At 58.4% G+C, this 17293-nt stretch carries 14 protein-coding genes and 1 pseudogene; 5 read left to right on the top strand and 10 right to left on the bottom strand.

Going from position 1 to position 17293, the window contains the following annotated elements:
• A partial coding sequence (locus DVR05_RS25915; protein WP_116248533.1) for a DNA phosphorothioation-associated putative methyltransferase occupies window positions 1-618 on the top strand: 618 nt, incomplete at its 5' end.
• Between the two features lie 3 nt (window positions 619-621).
• Here the strand turns inward: DVR05_RS25915 and dndA are convergent.
• Complete coding sequence (gene dndA / locus DVR05_RS25910) at window positions 622-1764, bottom strand: cysteine desulfurase DndA (protein ID WP_116248532.1); 1143 nt, start codon at window positions 1762-1764, stop codon at window positions 622-624.
• A gap of 90 nt (window positions 1765-1854) precedes the next feature.
• Here dndA and dndB point away from each other — a divergent pair, with 90 nt between their 5' ends.
• Genes dndB through dndE form a run of 4 tightly spaced genes read left to right on the top strand, consistent with a single transcriptional unit; the run spans window position 1855 to window position 6805 of the window.
• Window positions 1855-2985 carry a DNA sulfur modification protein DndB gene (gene dndB / locus DVR05_RS25905; RefSeq protein WP_232832342.1) on the top strand — a complete coding sequence of 377 codons (1131 nt, stop codon included), beginning with the start codon at window positions 1855-1857 and terminating at the stop codon, window positions 2983-2985.
• Window positions 2982-4466, top strand: a complete 1485-nt coding sequence (gene dndC / locus DVR05_RS25900; RefSeq protein WP_116248530.1) for a DNA phosphorothioation system sulfurtransferase DndC — start codon at window positions 2982-2984, stop codon at window positions 4464-4466. Before dndB ends, dndC begins: the two co-directional genes overlap by 4 nt.
• The gene (gene dndD, locus DVR05_RS25895; protein WP_116248529.1) at window positions 4453-6444 is read left to right on the top strand and encodes a DNA sulfur modification protein DndD; all 1992 of its coding nucleotides are present in this window, start codon (window positions 4453-4455) and stop codon (window positions 6442-6444) included. The genes dndC and dndD overlap by 14 nt, the downstream gene beginning before the upstream one ends.
• Entirely contained in the window at window positions 6434-6805 is a 372-nt protein-coding gene (gene dndE, locus DVR05_RS25890) for a DNA sulfur modification protein DndE (RefSeq protein WP_116248528.1), read from the top strand. Before dndD ends, dndE begins: the two co-directional genes overlap by 11 nt.
• A gap of 86 nt (window positions 6806-6891) precedes the next feature.
• Here dndE and DVR05_RS25885 read toward each other — a convergent pair whose 3' ends face one another.
• From DVR05_RS25885 to DVR05_RS25845, 9 genes and pseudogenes are all read right to left on the bottom strand, one after another.
• Window positions 6892-7359: a DNA phosphorothioation-associated protein 4 gene (locus DVR05_RS25885; protein ID WP_116248527.1), complete on the bottom strand. Its 468-nt coding sequence runs from the start codon at window positions 7357-7359 to the stop codon at window positions 6892-6894.
• Window positions 7359-9410 (bottom strand): AAA family ATPase, encoded by a 2052-nt coding sequence (locus tag DVR05_RS25880; protein WP_116248526.1) that lies wholly within the window; start codon window positions 9408-9410, stop codon window positions 7359-7361. The genes DVR05_RS25885 and DVR05_RS25880 overlap by 1 nt, the downstream gene beginning before the upstream one ends.
• Window positions 9411-9643: 233 nt before the next feature.
• Window positions 9644-11788 (bottom strand): DEAD/DEAH box helicase family protein, encoded by a 2145-nt coding sequence (locus DVR05_RS25875; RefSeq protein ID WP_116248525.1) that lies wholly within the window; start codon window positions 11786-11788, stop codon window positions 9644-9646.
• On the bottom strand, window positions 11788-12849 hold the full coding sequence (locus DVR05_RS26850) for a hypothetical protein (RefSeq protein ID WP_157982560.1): 1062 nt from the start codon (window positions 12847-12849) through the stop codon (window positions 11788-11790). The genes DVR05_RS25875 and DVR05_RS26850 overlap by 1 nt, the downstream gene beginning before the upstream one ends.
• Before the next feature lie 451 nt (window positions 12850-13300).
• A complete protein-coding gene (locus DVR05_RS25865) occupies window positions 13301-13510 on the bottom strand; it encodes a hypothetical protein (protein ID WP_116248523.1) in 210 nt (69 codons plus the stop codon).
• Window positions 13511-14430: 920 nt separating this feature from the next.
• Window positions 14431-14775: pseudogene (locus tag DVR05_RS25860) on the bottom strand (transposase); the annotation flags it as partial.
• Between the two features lie 212 nt (window positions 14776-14987).
• Window positions 14988-15404, bottom strand: coding sequence for an NUDIX domain-containing protein (locus DVR05_RS25855; protein ID WP_198659364.1), 417 nt, complete (start codon window positions 15402-15404; stop codon window positions 14988-14990).
• A gap of 47 nt (window positions 15405-15451) precedes the next feature.
• A complete protein-coding gene (locus tag DVR05_RS25850; protein ID WP_116248521.1) occupies window positions 15452-15919 on the bottom strand; it encodes a PPC domain-containing DNA-binding protein in 468 nt (155 codons plus the stop codon).
• A 33-nt stretch (window positions 15920-15952) separates the two neighbouring features.
• Window positions 15953-16969 carry an asparaginase gene (locus tag DVR05_RS25845; protein ID WP_232832341.1) on the bottom strand — a complete coding sequence of 339 codons (1017 nt, stop codon included), beginning with the start codon at window positions 16967-16969 and terminating at the stop codon, window positions 15953-15955.
• Between the last annotated feature and the right edge of the window lie 324 nt (window positions 16970-17293).

Below are 17293 nucleotides of genomic sequence, written 5' to 3'. Positions count from 1 at the left end.
CTGCCACTACCGCAGACAGGCAGCCCAAGAATCATGACAAAACGGATCTACAACTGGAGTACCTGTCGCAGAGCGGACCGACTCCTGCTGAAGCTGCGCGACGACTCCTACGTCCGAGCGGCCATGCGCGGCTCCAGAGCTGGCAAGCTGACTCCGACCTCCCTCTACGTCCACCAACGAGCCATCGACCAGATACCAACCGTTCTGAGGCTCTACGAGCACTGCGCAGCGATCGCCGCGGGCCGTCCTGCCACCTGGAATATCGTTAAGCTTCAGCATGAAGGCCGCGGTGTCAGTTGGCTCGACTATCTGGACTTCGACACTGACCCTCACCCACGGCTCACCAGCTCCTACACCGTTGACCTGGCCACTTTGAGAACCAGCTTCACTTCTTACCTAGAGTGTGAGGATCGGCCGTTGCTTCATCGGAAGCAGGAGTTTCTCACCCCTGAAGACCCAGACGCTGCCAAGTACTGGCGCCTCACCAGAGCAGAGACCCGGGCCGGGCTGTACGCGAACCCGGGCCTGATCAGGACTGAACAAGGCTGGGAAGCAGAGCTGCGCCGGTGTGGGCGCCAGCTCCGCGGACACCGGCTGATTCGTCGACCGGAAGAGTAGAAGTCAGGTCGTGGCTGGCTGCAGCTCTCTCACGACCTGGGCGATTTGCTCCGGATCGAAGTCGTCGATGTCCCCTGGGAACCAGGAGAAGCGCAATCCGTTGGAAGCGGTGTCCGCTTCCAGCCCCATGGCGGTGAGCACATGGCTTGGTGTGTAGGACGCGCTGGTGCAGGCGGAACCAGTTGCAACGGCGGCCAGGTTTTTGAGGCGGACGATGAGAGCTTCGGCATCCACATCCTCGAAAGACACGTTGAGGATGTGTGGAACAGTGTGCTCGGAGTCTCCGTTGATGTGGTGTCGAGTGCTGGACAGTGCTGTGAGTAGGCGCTCACGGAAGAGCAGAGCTTGCTTGGCCCACTGCTCGTGCTCGTTCAAGAAGATCTCGGTGGCTTTAGCTAGACCCATGATCAGGGGAACAGGGAGGGTGCCTGGGCGGAGCTTACGCTCCTGGCCGCCGCCGTACATCAGCGGCTGCAGGGGGATCTTGTCCCATCCCCGCCGACGAACCACCAGGGCGCCGATACCCTTCGGGGCACCAACCTTGTGGCCACTGATGCTGATCATGTCGATGGGTGCTGTCAGATCGTCCTGCCGTTTGGCGAACCCTTGGGCGGCGTCAACATGCAGGTACGTTGGTGACTTGCTGAGGAGGTGTGCGAGTTCAGCTACTGGCTGGACAACCCCGGTCTCGTTATTGACGTGCATCAAGGACACGGCAAGCGTGTCAGGTCGCAGACGCTCCTGTACGGCTTTGACCTCGACACGTCCCGACGGTCCGGGGGTGAGGAAGTCGACTTCGAAGCCGCGGGACTCTAGGTGCTCCAACGGCTCGATCACAGCTTTGTGCTCAATCGCGGACGTGATGATGTGACGTCTGTCACTCTGCTCGCCATGGGGGGCAAGTCCGAGAAGAGCGATGTTGTTGCTCTCCGTAGCGCCGCTAGTGAAGATGATCTCATCTGGCTTGGCGCCAACCGTGCTTGCTAGATAGGTGCGTGCTTGCTGTACCGCGCGCTTCGCGTGAGCTCCGTACTCGTGAGTGCGGCTGCCTGCGTTGCCGAACTCCTCGGTCATCCAGTGCAGGACCACCTCCGCTACACGTTGGTCGACACGTGTCGTTGCCGCTGCGTCCAGGTACGTCACCATGTGTCCGCTCCATCCTGCAGGTTCGTTATCAGACCACGCTCGTTACGTGAAAAGTATGACGTGCGTACGGTATCTATGTACTGTGGTCCAGTGAGTTCACGTACTGCAGCGCGCAGCACACACGGAACCACCTCTGCTGGCTTCGAGTACACCTTCCCCGCCATCCGCGGGGTCCAGGCAGGGCGTGAGTTCTACACCTCCATGTGTCCTCTGCGTCTCATCCCACGGATCTTCCTCTTCGACGACGAGGAGCTTGCCCCTGAAGTTCGTGCCCAACGCGTCCTCAACAAGGGGCGTCTGCCCAGTCTGGCGCGCTACCTTCTCGACAACCCTGATGACTACGTCTTCAGTGCACTGACCGCGTCAGTCGATGGCGACATTCAGTTCGACGCCATGACCGACCAGGGTATGGGTATGCGGGTAGGGCAGATCAGAATCCCCATGGATGCACGGTTTGTCATCAATGATGGGCAACACCGGCGCGCTGCTATCGAACTCGCGTTGAGTGAGAGGCCAGAGCTGGGGGATGAGACAATTGCTGTCGTTTTCTTTCACGACGCAGGACTTGAGCGCTGTCAGCAAATGTTTGCGGACCTTAATCGACACGCTGTCCGTCCTGCCAGGTCCATTGGTGTTCTCTATGATCATCGCGATCCGCAAGCTGGACTGGCAAGGCTCTTGTCTCTACGATGCACAGTCTTCAAAGGGTACGTCGATATGGAGCGGAGTACACTCTCCGCTAATTCCGGCAAGCTTTTTACCTTGAGTTCGATCTACAACGCTAACCATGCTTTGTTGCGTGACCTCAATCTTCCTGGCGAAGAGGCCTGTGGCCTGGCACAGCGCTACTGGGAGGCGGTCGACACTCTCATCCCGGAGTGGGGGATGGTCCGTCGCCGAGACCTGCTGGCACGTGAGGTGCGCAAGGACTTTATCCACAGCCATGGGTTGGCTCTGCACGCGTTGGGCCGTGTGGGGAACACCTTGCTACGAGGGTCCACTGACGAAGCCGTATGGGCCAGTCGCCTCAAGCCGGTGGGAGATGTGGACTGGTCTCGTACGAACACGGACTGGGAGGGGCGCGCGATTGTTGGTGGACGTGTGTCCAAGAGCCACCAGAACACCGTCTTGACGACCAACTATCTCCGTCGGCACCTCGGGCTGCCTCTGAGTACCGAGGAGCAGCAGCTGGAAGACGCCTATCTGCGAGGAGAGGTATGAGCACCCCCACGAAGCCGAAGGCGCCCTTCGAGGGCAGCACGCTCAACGCTGTAGTGGCAGAGCTGACGGCCGAGATCCGAGAGCTCTACACTGCGGATGAGGTGCCTTGGGTTGTCGGCTACAGCGGCGGCAAGGACTCCACAGCGGTCCTTCAACTGGTGTGGCTTGCACTCCAGGAGCTGCCTGTGGATGAGCGAACCAAGCCTGTGCACGTCATCAGTACCGATACCTTGGTCGAGAACCCCATCGTCGCGAGTTGGGTCGCTCAATCGCTCGACACCATGGGTCAGGCCGCTGAGGAACAGCAGCTTCCTATTCGACCCCATCGGCTCACCCCTGCGGTCAAGGACACTTTCTGGGTTAGTCTGATCGGCAAGGGCTACCCCGCTCCTCGTCCGAAGTTCCGGTGGTGCACCGAGCGGCTTAAGATCAAGCCTTCCAACAACTTCATCCGCAGCGTCGTCGACGACTACGGTGAGGCCATCCTGGTGCTGGGCACTCGTAAGGCGGAAAGCCAGATTCGAGCTCGCACCATGGAGAAGCACGAGAAGCGGCGTGTACGCGACCGTCTCTCCCCCAACGGGAACCTACCCAACTCCCTCGTCTACAGCCCGATCGAGGCCTGGGACACCGACGAGGTCTGGATGTTCCTGATGCAGCAGACCAATCCCTGGGGGCATCCCAACAAGGATCTCCTCACCATGTACCAAGGGGCGTCCGCCGATAGTGAATGTCCCCTGGTGGTGGACAGCACCACACCCTCCTGCGGCGACAGTCGTTTCGGTTGCTGGACGTGCACGCTCGTGGAGCAGGACAAGTCCATGACTGCCATGATCCAAAACGACGAGGAAAAGGAGTGGATGCAGCCGCTTCTGGACCTTCGAAACAAGCTGGACGTCGCTGATGACACTCATCTGCGCGACTTCCGCAAGATGGACGGGCGTATCCAGCTCTTCGGGGACCGGATCGTTCACGGACCCTATACCCAGAGCGCCCGTGAGGAATGGTTGCGCAAGCTTCTCACTGCTCAAACCTGGGTTCGAGCGAACGCCCCCGAGCATGTCCGTGGGATTGAACTGATCACCATGGATGAACTCCATGAGATTCGCCGCCTCTGGGTCTTTGACAAGCACGAGGTTGAGGACACCCTCCCGCGGATTTACAAGGAAGCCACCGGTGAGGAATTCCCTGGTGGGCCACTGGACGACCAGCTCACGCTCGGTGCGGATGAGATGCAGCTGCTACGCGAGATCTGCGAAGGCGATGAACTGCACTTTGGCACGATCCGGGAGCTCCTGGCGGTGGAACGCCGCTTCCGTACCATGAATCGACGCTCAGGCCTCTTCGAGCAATTGGAGAAGGCCGTCAAAAAGGGCGCATGGAGCGGCAAGGACGAAGCTCTAGCTTACACCCAAGACCGCTACACACGTCGACAGCTCCCCCTTATCGAACTCGAAAAGACCCCGGATGCTCCTGCATAAGATCACCCTGAAGAACTTCGGCGCTTACCTGGGTGAACAATCCCTGGATCTAGCGACCAACAAACGGCACCCCATCGTCCTGATCGGGGGGCTTAACGGATGCGGTAAAACAACTCTTCTGGACGCGATCCAGCTGGCCTTGTATGGGCCGCGTGCCCGTTGCAGTGGACGCGGAAACCAGCCATACGAGACCTACCTTCGTGAGAGCATCAACCGCCAGGTCGATCCACGTGAAGGTACTCGCATCACTCTCGAGTTCACGCTCACAGTCGAGGGCGACGAACGGCACTACAAGGTGGCTCGCCGCTGGTTCGTCGAAGGTAAAAAGGTCCGGGAAGCTGTCGGGATCGAGATAGATGGCACATACGATCCCGTGATCAGCGGAGGTTGGGCTGACCATATCGAAGATCTTCTTCCTCTTGAAATCGCCTCGCTCTTCTTTTTCGATGGGGAGAAGATCGAGTCTCTCGCCGACACTCGCCAGGCAGCGACTGTTATCGAGTCCGCTGTTCAGTCATTGTTGGGGATCAATACGATCCGTCAGCTGCGTACCGACCTTGTTGCTCTTGAACGTCGCAAAGCCGCCGCTAAGGAGGACAAGGAAGCTGCGGCGAAAATCGAAGATTTGCGTACCGGCCTTGTCGCTAGCGAAGAAGCGGTCGAGCGTTCACTGCAGCAACGCGCGAGCATCCAGAGCAAGCTCGACCAGGCCCAGACGCAACTCGCCGAGGCCGAGCACGCCTTTGAAAAGGAAGGTGGTGCCTACTACGAACGACGTCTGTCCCTGGAAGCTGAGCGCACGGCGATCGCTGAGCAACTGGATACGGTACGCCATGCCTTGGTAAACGCGGCTGGTGGGGCCCTTCCCCTAGGCCTGCTCACAAAGCAAACCAGGGAGATTACGGAGCAAGTTGAGCACGAGCGGCAGGCGACAAAAAACGCACAGGTTCTCGGGCTTCTCGGCGAACGGGACCAGTGGATTCTAAAGAATCTTATCCAGGAATATCCCGAAGTCGAACTGGGCGTTCTTGAGCAGCGGCTGGCAGAAGACCGCCAGCAGCGTGAAAACCAGGCCGCAGTGGAAACAGTCTACGGTCTTTCCAACGATGCCTACGATCAGCTCCGTGCGCTTCCTCAGATCCTGGAGATGGAGCAGCAGCGAGCGAGCGAGCTGATAGAGGAAGCTAAACGGCTAACTGAGCAGACGGAGAACATCGACCGGCAGTTGGCAGGAGTCCCTGCTGGGGATGTCATCTCGCAGAGGTTGGAAGAGCGTGACTCCGCGATTCGTCGCGTCGCCCAACTCGAAGAAGCACTGTCCACCGCGAGCACAGACTACGAGCGGAGCCTTCGACAGCGTGAACAAGCCAGCGTAGCTTTGGAACGGGCGTATCGCGCAAATATCCAACAGTTGGAGAAGACTGAAGACGCGGCTCGTATTGTTGAATACTCCAGTAAGGTGCGTGACACCCTCGACAAGTTCGGCCAGGCGCTGCTAGAACGGCGTATCAACGGACTCGAAGTCGCGGTCCTCGACAGTTTCAGTAAGCTCATGCGTAAGAGTGGGCTGGTGCGAGACCTGCGTATCGATACCGACAAGTACACAATCGTGCTCATCGGTGATGACGGAGAACCGCTGGAACCGAACCGTCTCAGCGCTGGCGAACGCCAGTTGCTAGCTGTCTCCCTTCTCTGGGGCATCGCTCGAGTCGCTGGTAACCGGCTCCCCAGCGTCATTGATACACCTTTGGGGCGCCTCGATAGCCAGCACCGTGAACATCTTGCGAAGCGGTACTTCCCGCAGGCCAGCCACCAGGTGCTGCTGCTGTCGACAGACGAAGAGATCGACGAGCACTTGCTGAGTCTGCTCAGGCCCTACATCGCCCACGCTTACACACTCACGCACGACGACTCCACGCTGACCACATCCGTGGAGCGCGGATACTGGTGGACCACGGGAGCTGAACATGTCGCTTGAGACCGTCCGTCTGTCCCAGACAGCTCGCGACCAGCTCATTCGCCTGAAGCGAGTTACCGGGATTCAGAACTGGAACGTGTTGTGCCGTTGGGGACTCCTGGTGTCACTCCGAGACCCCTCCCCGCCTCTGGTCCGTGAAATTATCACCGACTCCAATGTGGAAATGACTTGGAGAACCTTTGCTGGCTCCTACGCCGAGATATACATGGCTCTCTTGAAGCTACGGTGTGAACGAGACGGTCTTGAGGTAAGTGAACAGAACCTGGGGTACACCCTGACTGTGCACCTTCATCGAGGAATCGGTTTTATCGCAGGACGAAGAGATATGAAGAGCGTTGTTGATCTCGTCTCTCTCGTTTAGATGGCTGCCCAGGATTGTGTGGCTTCATCCGGTGAACACGGGATGAAGCCACACTTTTTGACATTGCTTGAGCCACCCAAGTCGTTCTACCAGTCCAATCCGGCATCGGACATCAGTTCACCCACTTCGTCTTCTTCGCTTGGATAAGTCCTCAAAGCGTCCATGACAAGACCACTTACCAAAACATCAAGGTCATAAGTGGCGGACCTGTTGAGCTCGCCCTGGAGATAGTTGAGCCCGCCATTGGCGTACTCTTCGAAGATGAGGATGCGTTCGTCGAGGCGATCGTCAGCTAGGATCTCGGGGTCGTCTGGTTTCTCGATTGCGGCGAGCATATAGATTAGAACGTCACCGTACTGGCGGTCCCCTATAAGCTCTAGACGAATCCGCTCTCCGCTTTCTTTGAACTCGTCGCGTAGATTTTTCCGGCGTCCAAGCGCTGCTGCAAAAATCAGGGCGTCCACTCTGGAATCAAAGGGGCCATCTTCGCTTTTGAGATCGTTGAGCAATTGCTCGTGATCTTTGGGACGGCGAAAGCGATCTGTAGTAGGCATTAAACCGTCACCTTCTCCACGATGGTGTGCTCGAAGTCGCCGTAGGAGACGTATGGTACAGCACGGTTGTTGATCTCGATGGTCTCCTCTTTTGCTTCTCTGTTGGGGGTGTAGGAGTGCAAGACGTACATGCGGGTGGCGGAGCCCTGGAGTTTCTTCATGACCTTGCCACGTGCCTGAGCCTGAGAGAGAAGGGTGATGATCTGTGAAGTAAGAGCGGGTAGCGCTTGAGAGATCTCCTCCTGATAAGTGACATCCAGATTTCCGAAGGGAGCATCCATGACAATCGGGTAAATACCACCACCAAGCACTTCATCTTGGTCATGCTTCTTGAGCTCGTGGATCTCCTTGGCTACCTCGGAAACAGCACCGACAAAGGAAAGGCTGAGGATCTGATTCTCTCCAGTGGAGCGGATAGCAACCCCGGCCGGAGACTTTAGTTGGAGTTCGAAGGCATCATTAAGCTCAGGGGTGTATGACTTAATGAAGATACGAGAGAACACCTCTTTCATCTTCGCGTCGAGCTGCTGGCGGACTTCTTCCGTCTTAAGCACGCGAATCTTCTTGAAGGCATCTAGTACTTCATCGATAAGGCTGACTTGGTGCTGTACCTTGCGCTCGGCTTCATCCGCCACTTCCGCAGAACGGTATTTTCTCCTGGTGTTCTGTATTTGCTCTTCCAGTTCGTTCAATTTGTGCTTGCAGTGCAGCTTCTCGACGCGCGCATCTTTCTCTTTTTCCATATAATCTTTGCGGCGCTGTTCCAGAATCTGGACGTCTTGAACATTAATGCCGTCCAAGCGCCGGTCGAGATCACTGCGTTTTTCGTTCAGCCGGTCGATAACCTGTCTGGTATTCTGTTCTTCCTGTGCGTTTTGTGTGAGATCTTCCAGGAGCTTGGTCCGCTCGTCGTTCAGGTTGCGCATCTGACCATTGAGGTAAAGCCAGCGGGACTCAACGTCTGCAAGCCCAGCATTGTAACGTCGTCGAATTAGTTCCTCGTACTCCGGACTTTTCGGAACGAGGGCGCGTCCGCAAATACATTCGCAATCTTCGAGGAGCTCATCAATAAAGCTACGCTGGATCCCGGCTGGAAGCTCGCGGCGGCGGCGCATAGCTTCGGCCATTTTAATGACAGTCTGGTCAATGCCACCAGTAAAGGCAAGAAATCCGCTCTTGGCAATAAAGTCGCGCTTGCGTTCCTTCAGAGTATTCAGTTTTGAATGCGCGTCTTTGATCTGGTCGCTGAGGTTATCTCGCGCGTCCTGGAGAGGAGCCGCCTGGTCGTTTTTCCGAAGCTCGCCTTCGACAGACTGAACCTCTTTTTGGTAGCTGCGAATATCTGAGTCGAGCTGCTGTATTTCCTTTTGTTTTTCGCTCTTGATTCTCTCAAGCTGCTCCTTCTGTTCACCTAGTTCATTGAGTTGGCTGGTGCCTTTGTTGATTCCTCGGGAGAGCTTTGAGGCTACTTTGGGAAGATGTATGTCGACTGCGCGCTCAATTGCCTCCAGGCCGAGAAGGGTTTTTATGGCTTGCTGGACCTCCTCACTGTTCTCATTTCCAGTGAGCATCTTCTCCATGCGCTCACCGTTGAAGAAGAAGAAGCGCCGCAATCCTTGCGGAAGAATTTTCTGGATGCGGTCTTGGTGATTGTCACCACTCTTGGTTTCGCCGTCAGGTTTAGTCTCAGTTACGATTAGATTTGGCTCGACAGACGCTTGCTCCTCCTTCTTCTTGATGACGGTGACGTCGCGAGCAACCATGAACCTGCTGCCTTCATGCTCGAACTGAAGCTCGACCGAGGCACTTACTGACTTACCGAAAGGGGTGTCTGTCCACACCTTGTCATGGATGATGCGGTGTTGTTGCTCAACGTCGTCAGTGAAGGTGCCGTACAAGGCCCATGTGAAGGCATTGAGTAGGGTGGTTTTGCCAGCACCATTATTGCCGAATATGAGAATGGAAGGTTTCCCATCATCGGTGGACAAGTCCAGAACCTGTTCCCCATAGAAAGTGCGAAAATTGTTCAGCTTAAGTTTCAGGAGTTTCACTTGGTCAGTCCTTTCACTGCATCCACGATCCCTGGGACGACCTGGGTCGGATTTTGGACGTCGAGGTGTTTGTTCTCTATCTGAATGACTTTCTGGGCCAGTTTGCGGGCTTCAGGCGAGAGCTCGTTGAGTACGTCGCGGGCAGTGTACTGTGAGGTAGGGGGCATGGGTTCCCTGCTCAATGTTCTCGTCTCCCTTCAATGAGTAAACGACGTGAAAGTGACACGATTGGGTCATGTGTCGAAAAGACCGTAGCGCTCCCGTAATGGGCGTAAAATGTCGAGCGTCTCGGCTTCATTGTCAGCGAGACGTGCAAACTCCTCAACGCGTCTTAGCTCGCTGCGTAGCATGCTCCGTTCAGTCTCGTGCCGCAAGGCGTCAGCTTCGTGAGGTGGGACGACGATGAAGTCGACGATGTCCGCGCGTTCCTTGCCGGGGGCTTTGCGCAGTACACGGCCACGACGTTGAATGAACTGGCGTGGGTTGGAGGAGCTGGCCAGCAGGTAGGCTGTGCGGGCCACTGGAACATCGACGCCTTCGTCCAGGCAGCGCATGGAGACGATGGCTTGCAAGTCCTGCGCAGCCCTGAAGCGGCGCAGGATCTCTTGGCGCTCCTCACGCTTGGTCTCGGAGATATAGCGGGCAGCTGACATGCGTAGTTTATTGCCGACCAGGTGCATTACCTGGTCCAACTGGCTTGGCTCGCCCGTCTTGTGCTCGTGGGACAAGGGATGGCGGCCTTCAGCACAGTACAGCAGTTGGTGACAGTCATTGCGGCGCTTCTCCAACTCGCGGCCTAGGGTGGGAAGTTTGGCACGTGCGTGACCGAGGATGTTGGCACGCTTACGTAGTAATTTGCCGAGTGGACTCTTCTCCTCGGCGTTGTCAGTAAACTGTCCAGCTGCCATCGACTTCGCGATCTCGGCGGTGACCTCAGCGTATAGCTCAACTTCTTCACTGTTCAGCTGGACTAAAATTGGTGTGTAAGTGTACCGACATAGGGCACCCCGGCGGATCGCTAGGCCAATACCCATTTCGAAGACGACGTCGCCAAAGTAGTTGATGAGGGCCTCAGTCCCATCGTCGTCGAACCAGCGTTCTGGTGTGGCGGAGAGACCGAGACGGAACTGGGCTCTGGGCGGGAGCTTGGTACGCAAATTCCTGGCACCGAGGTTGTGCACTTCGTCAGCGATGAGAAGGAGCTGACCGGAGTATTTGTCGAGCAGGTTTTGGAAGGAAGCACCACTGAAGGTCTTGTTAGTGGTTACGATGACGCCGCCGCGAGCAACCCCCAGCGACATGGCGTGAGTGAGGTCGAAAGCACGTTGGTACCAGCTGCTGGTGGAATCGTATGCTCGGATCGGTATCATTCCGAACCAGGAGATGTCTTCGCTCCACTGGTCGACTAGATGTTGGTAAGGCACGATGACAACTGTCATCAGCGCCCTGTTTTTCTTAGCGAGCACGCTGCTGAGCTGCGCGGCCGCTGACAACGCAGTGACCGTCTTACCTGTGCCGGTAGCCATGCGGAGTAGGCCATGGCCACGGTTGCGGAACCAGTTTTGCACAGCTTCCTTCTGGTAGTCGCGCACCTCCAGGCTCTGGGGGATGGTCATTATACCCGCGTTATGTGTCTCTGGTGCGGTCACAGAGGCACCATTGGAGGGCAGATCATCCAATTCAGGACGATTCGCTGTGGCTTGTGCAGCTTGCTCGACGATCTTCTTCGCGGCTTCGGTGAAGGGTAGTATGCGCAAGTACGGGGTCCGGTCCTGCCATAGATCTTCGAAGTCATTTCTGATCCGCGAAGCACGCTTGGCGTCACGTTCATCCCAGCTACGAAACACCTCGATGGACTCGAAATTTCCCACCAGCCCGGAATGGGTTTCGTTTGCGCTGCCTTTGAAAGCAATCACATCCTGGCCATCACGGAAGATGCCGATCTTCTCGTGGTACATGCCAATGCACTTGCCCTGAGATACGTAGGCGAGTTTGAAGTCCACACGGCTTTCTGCAACTAGACGGCTCAGCTTACCGAGACCGCGTGCGGCATGAGCGTTCTCCACCGCCTGCTCTAGGTCGCGTACAGCAGCTCGCTCTAGAACAGCCCGTAGCGCGTAACCGGCTTCAATGTCGTCGATGTCCTGTTGCCTCAGGTAGGGGGAAGCGATGATGCGCATGGTGCCGCCATGCAGGATGAAGTCGTCTAGCCCTTGACCGAGCAGGGCCAAACTGGAGGCTGTGAAGTAGCCGACGGCCCGGTCATAGTGAGTGGCGCCTTGCAGGGCGGGGAGGTAAAAGTCCTCAACGATGTTGCCACGGTCGCTGCGATACTCGGTTTCGATACCGATGTAGCGTAGTGCGGTAGAGTCAACCATCAGGACAACCCCATGCTTTTCAGCAAGTCATCTGCGCTTGGCGCGTCGTTCTGGTCCGCTGTGCTGTGACTTGTGTGTTCGATGACCTCAATGTCAGCTCTACGATACACCACACCGTTGCGGGTGGTGAACGGTGCCGAGCTCATGACCTGGCGCAAACTGGTTTCTTTGAAACCGAAGTCCCGGCAAAGGCTGGCGATGATTTTGTTGGCCGGGATGCTCCCATCGTGATCATCAACCAGCTCGGCGACCAGTTGCTTCATTGGTTTGTAGACCGGCATTCCCCATTCGGTGAGCGCCCACTTATTTTTCTCGCATCGATGAAATCGTGGATCGCCATCGAGTTTCTGCTTAAAGTAGGTGATGTTGATGCTAAATTGACCCTCTTGGCGTAGTTCTTGAGTGGACATTGGCCTGTCGGCCTGCTTGAGGGTGTTGACTAGGGAATCAAGTCGTCTGTCAACGCTTTCCGAAGAAATTAGTGGAACTTCGGCAAGGCTCCACCGATCATGTTCGATGGCGATAAACCTCGGGTCGTTATCCAATTCTCTACGCAGCGTGCGCAGGTGGATCTTGCGCCCCATGCGTTCGGTGATTTCTTGAGTGGAGAGGGGTGTGTAGGCAGTGATTAGTGCCTCATGAACATCATGGAGTAGATTGCGCACCCATCTAGCGCGTGCAGCATCGTTCTCCGTGACATGTTCTTGATTGCTCGCAGGGTCTGACCCTGGAAGCTTGAAGGTAGTGCTACGAGCCGCCTGAATCTTGCTTTCTGGGTCGGTCTTAGGGGGCGGGGTGCTTGCGTGTACTGCAGTGGAGAGTTGCGGTGTTCCCAGGGGGGTGCTGAGCTGCCAGCCCCCGTTTTTGTTGATCACAGCATCGCGGATCAGGCAGGCAACTACTTCAAGTTGTCCGTCGTACTGATCGGCGCCGGCGAGAATTTCACCTAGCGTGGATTTCCCTAGGCTTTCCGAATTCTCATTAATAAGCTCGGCGAGGCGCTGGAGTAAGTCCCACAAAAGATGGTTAGTCTCGTTTGGCTTTGCTTGTCCTTTAGGCATGGGAGCACCAATGGAACCCCCCTCGGCTTCGATAGCAAGGGGTAGGGCTAACTGCTTATCAGGGTTTTCTGGGCTGTGCTGAAAGTGCGTTCCTCTGACAAGGGACGCTGCAGAGGGTTTGCGGAGGGAACTCCGAACAGCGTCCATGCTAGTTTCTCTCCTGAGGCTTGAGGGGCAGAGGAGTCGTGGGAACACGCTTGCTCAGGTTGCTATCGAAGGTTGCACTTTAGATTGGCATCAGCTTCCAGGAGCTTGTCGTGGGTAGACGTAGGTGGAGGAGTGGGCCGGGGCTGGCCTGCCAGCTCTGCTCCTCTCTGGGAAGCGTTGCTCACGTGCTCAGCAAGTACAACGATAGCTCTGTTGATCCCGTGGTGTTAGGCCACGGGATCAACAACTACCTCAAGATCACTTTGAGTGCACACTCGGGTGCGATCTGAGATGGCCGGGTGTCTTACGTCCTCTTGAAACAGACGAGGAGGCTGTTCAGGACCGTCAGGGCGGCCTCTCGTCGTTCCGGGCCTGACCACACGGCCGGGTACACCACCCCCACTACAAGGAAGGCGATCAACGTGCCGCCCACGACCGTGGAGCTCGGCCACCCGAGGGTTGCGAGCTCGCTGACCAGGGAGTTGTGAACCCCGATGAGCTGCTCTGATACCATAGTTTCATCCTTTGTATGAAAGGTCCCTTGATAGACGCCTCGTCCGCTGCCACGGGCGGGGCGTCATCTCTTGGGACGATGCGAAACATTCGACTGATACGCGCCTCGTCCGCTGCCACGGATGAGGACGCAGCGTCTTACAGCTACGCGAACAAGACGGTCGCCTTGTCGCCGTCTCTGTAAAGCTGTCTCGAACCCTACATCAAGCTACTCGAGCCGGCGTAGGCGTTCCAAAGCGGTGCAACTCATACTTCTCGGGCATGGGTCCTTGAAGTGTCGATCTTGGGTTATTTGGGGCATGTAGGTGGTACAATGCCGCGCTTTTTGTGCCTCCTGCCGTCTTTGGGTCTGCTGTGGTCGTGTAGGTGTGCCTCTGGCGCGCTTGATTGCTTGGAGATCTGTCCGACCCTAAACGTTTCGCGCGCACGCGCGCGATATCATATTTGTCAGATTTACGCAAGCCACTCCTGGTTTGCTGTGATTGCAGCATGGTCCCTGGTCACAGCCAGAAGTGAATCTTTCTCGGAAAAAGTTGCCTGGGGCAAGCGAACCTGAAGAAAGCTTGGGTCTGACATCATGAGACCGCTGCACACAGAGTCGAAGTCCTTGGCTAGGAGGTTTCCGAGACAAGGTCCCTCCGAGGAGCCGAGGGTTTCACGCTGGCTGCTGGGTGGGCAGAGGTGTCTCATTTGGTGATCCTCCGACAGCAGATCAGTATCGTGGCGAGATCAGGGAAGACTGGAAGGCGCTCGGTCTTCCGTTTCAACTGCTGTCGATCTCGGTCCAAGAGGCGCGACGAGTGCATACCTCATCGAGAGATTCCGCGATTGCCTAGCGACCGCGCAGGTGGGCATAGCCTCAGGCTTTGTCAGCGTGCAGCTTGCTGGAGCGGCACCTGCGGGCCACGTCGGGGCTGTTCAGATCCTTCTTTTGAGGGCGAGGGCGTCAACCGAGTCGATCGCGCACCGTGACCAGTCCAGCTCGTCTTGGGAACCAAGTTCGTCCAGTACTAGGCGATGGAGTCTCGCCCACACCCGGGCTCGGTTCCATTCGGTGAACCTCCGGTGGGCGGTGGGGCCAGAGGGGCCAAATGCGGGTGGGAGTTGCCGCCAGGTGCAGTCGGTGTTGGCCACGAAGATGATCGCGGCCAACACTTCCCGGTCACCGTGGCGCCGTCGGCCACCTCCTTGGGGGCGAGTCGGTGCGGGTGGTACCACTCGTTGGAACAGCTCCCACAGCTCATCCGGGACCAGGCGCTCCACCATCGTTGTCACGGTACCAGGATAGGGATTCGTCCCAAATGAGACATCGTCTTGCTCCACCATTCGTAGCCCGCTCTAGTGTGTGATGCTTCTCACAAATGACCATGTTGAGGTCAGAGCTGCTGGCAGTCGTGTTGATGTTGCACTGCCCTCAGCTTGTGGCTCTCCGGGGACTGGAGTGTTCGGGAAGCAGCCAGAGCCAGCGGGCACGGCGGTCACGCGCGGGAGCGGGCGAACCAGTCCAGGACCGGCCGCTTGTAGCCCCCCGGCATCGGCAGGTCGGGCACCTGGGCTTCGGTGAACAGTCCGGCCTCTTTGTGTTCGCTGGAGACCACGACCGGGGCATGAGATTCCACGTGGCACCCGTAGGTGACGATGAAGACGTGCCGGTCCACCTGGGTGATGTGGTACATCCACGAGTCGAGGATCTCGGCCACCTGAACGGGCCAACTGGTCTCCTCCTCGATCTCCCGGGCCAGGCACTCTTCGGGGGTCTCCCCGATCTCGATCTTGCCGCCGGGCAGCTCCCACTCGTCGCGCTCGTTTCGCAACAGCAGCACCTGGTCGTCACGGATGACGACGCCCTTGACCGAGACGGGAAACGCGCGCGGGATGTAGGGGGTATCGGACACGGGAGGGCTCGCTTTCGAAGGCGTGTGGGTTCGGCACATCGCAGGCTTCAGTTGCCGCTTCCGAAATGGAGGAGGGGGACGTTATAGAGGTTCGGGTCAGGGACTCGGCGCATCTGCGGTGATGTCACCTCGACGAGCACCATCTCGGTGAGGAACTGGACCTGGGCGCCGAGCAGATGGCTGGTGTGCCCGGCCGCGCTGTGCTCCTTCAGCCCGACGGAGACGTGGATGTGCGGGGAGATGGTGTCGGTGGCCTCGTCGTAGGCGATGGTGCCGCCGCCCAGCGCTTCGACGTTGCTCAGTTGGACCTTCGACCAGACCGGCGCGGCCGGGTCGGTGAGCTTCTCACAGGTGCCCACGATGTCCACGTGAGCGAACCCAGCAACGAAGACCGGGATATAGCCCTGGCGGACGTCGTTGGTCCGGCAGAACTCTGTGAGGGAAGAGAAGAAGTCCTCACCGTGGTCGAAGACGAGGCCGAAGGTCCGCCCCTGGGTCAGTTCGTGACTGCGCACGTCGGTTTCCGCTTCGTTTTGGGGTGGGAGGAGTTAGGCGTCGGAGTAGCCACCGGTGGCGGCGAAAGTCTCCGTGATGGCGACACGGTCATGGCCGGTGGCCAGCAGCGCCCACAGCAGGATGCGTGCCTTGTACGGGTCCAAGAAGCCAGTCCGGATCAGCCCCCGCTCCAACAGATCCTGCTCGGAGCCCGGGAACCCGTAGGTGGTCGCGAGCCCGGCTCCGGCGCCGGTCCGGGAAGCGAGCACCACCGGTACGCGGTTGGCGAGGTCCTCGAGCGCGGGCACCAGGTGTTGCGGGACGTGGCCGACACCGAACGCGGCGATGACCGCGCCGTCGACCCGCTCGGCCAAGCCCTCCAACAGCAGGCCGTCATCACCCAACGTCACCGTCACCAGGGCCACACGCGGCCCCGGGCCCAGATTCGACGGGTCGAGCGTGGTGCGCCCCGTGGGGTGGTTGAGCAGGCGCGGGGTTCCCTCCACCACGTAGCCGAGCGGGCCGCCGTTGGGGGACTGGAAGGTGGCCACGCTCGTGGCGTGGGTCTTGCGGACCCGACTGGCGGCATGGATCTCGTCAGCGAGCACCACCAGGACGCCCAGGTCCCGAGCACTCGGATGGGCAGCGGTCTGCACGGCCGCGAGGAGGTTCGCGGACCCATCGGCCCCGGCCAGGGTGGGGTTACGCATCGCGCCGGTCACCACGACCGGTTGCGGGGCGGTGTGGAACAGATCGAGCAGGTAGCTGGTCTCCTCGATGGTGTCGGTGCCCTGGGTGACGACGACGCCGTCCACCGTTCCCGAGGCCAGGCGCTTGTCGATCTCCGCGGCCAGATCAGTGAGGTCGGACAGACCCAGGGAGGCACCGGGAAGCCGTCGGAAGTCCTCGACCTCGATGTCGACACCGGTCTCGGCCAGCCCTGGTACGGCCGCCACGAGCTGGGCCGCCGACAGGGCCGGAACCACCCCTCCTGACCCGTCGGAGGTCATGGCGATCGTCCCGCCCAGTCCGTACACCGCCACCCGAGGGCGGGACTCCTTCGCGAGCACGATTCTCCCTTCGCTGCAGGGTCTGTGAGGGGCAGCTTAACGCCCGGAGGAACCCGTCCGCCCGATGAACCGGCAAGCACGATCGACACCGGCCGTGGACAGCAACCGGCTGGATGGAGGAGCCAATCCGGCGAACCCGTAGGCGCCGATCTGGGCGCACCGGGATACCAACCACGCCCAGTTCACGTCGAGATACTCAGCGAGGGAGCACAGTCTTCCCCTCGAGGTGTCAGCGCTGATCACCGAGTGAGCGTGTGCGTATGGGGCTTAACCCCGGATCTTGGACACGGGGGTGATTGACTACGCCGCGATCGCCAGCGTAGA

Source organism: Nocardiopsis sp. FIRDI 009 (assembly GCF_003386285.1).
In the GTDB taxonomy this organism is placed as follows: Bacteria; Actinomycetota; Actinomycetes; order Streptosporangiales; family Streptosporangiaceae; genus Nocardiopsis.
This window is presented reverse-complemented; position numbering and strand designations above follow the sequence as displayed.

Bases quoted from the DNA above. Each gene is read 5' to 3' on its own strand.
- DVR05_RS25885 (WP_116248527.1), bottom strand. From the start codon at position 7,359: ATGCCTACTACAGATCGCTTTCGCCGTCCCAAAGATCACGAGCAATTG.
- DVR05_RS25875 (WP_116248525.1), bottom strand. From the start codon at position 11,788: ATGGTTGACTCTACCGCACTACGCTACATCGGTATCGAAACCGAGTAT.
- DVR05_RS25865 (WP_116248523.1), bottom strand. From the start codon at position 13,510: ATGGTATCAGAGCAGCTCATCGGGGTTCACAACTCCCTGGTCAGCGAG.
- dndC (WP_116248530.1), top strand. From the start codon at position 2,982: ATGAGCACCCCCACGAAGCCGAAGGCGCCCTTCGAGGGCAGCACGCTC.
- dndA (WP_116248532.1), bottom strand. From the start codon at position 1,764: ATGGTGACGTACCTGGACGCAGCGGCAACGACACGTGTCGACCAACGT.
- dndE (WP_116248528.1), top strand. From the start codon at position 6,434: ATGTCGCTTGAGACCGTCCGTCTGTCCCAGACAGCTCGCGACCAGCTC.
- dndD (WP_116248529.1), top strand. From the start codon at position 4,453: ATGCTCCTGCATAAGATCACCCTGAAGAACTTCGGCGCTTACCTGGGT.
- DVR05_RS26850 (WP_157982560.1), bottom strand. From the start codon at position 12,849: ATGCCTAAAGGACAAGCAAAGCCAAACGAGACTAACCATCTTTTGTGG.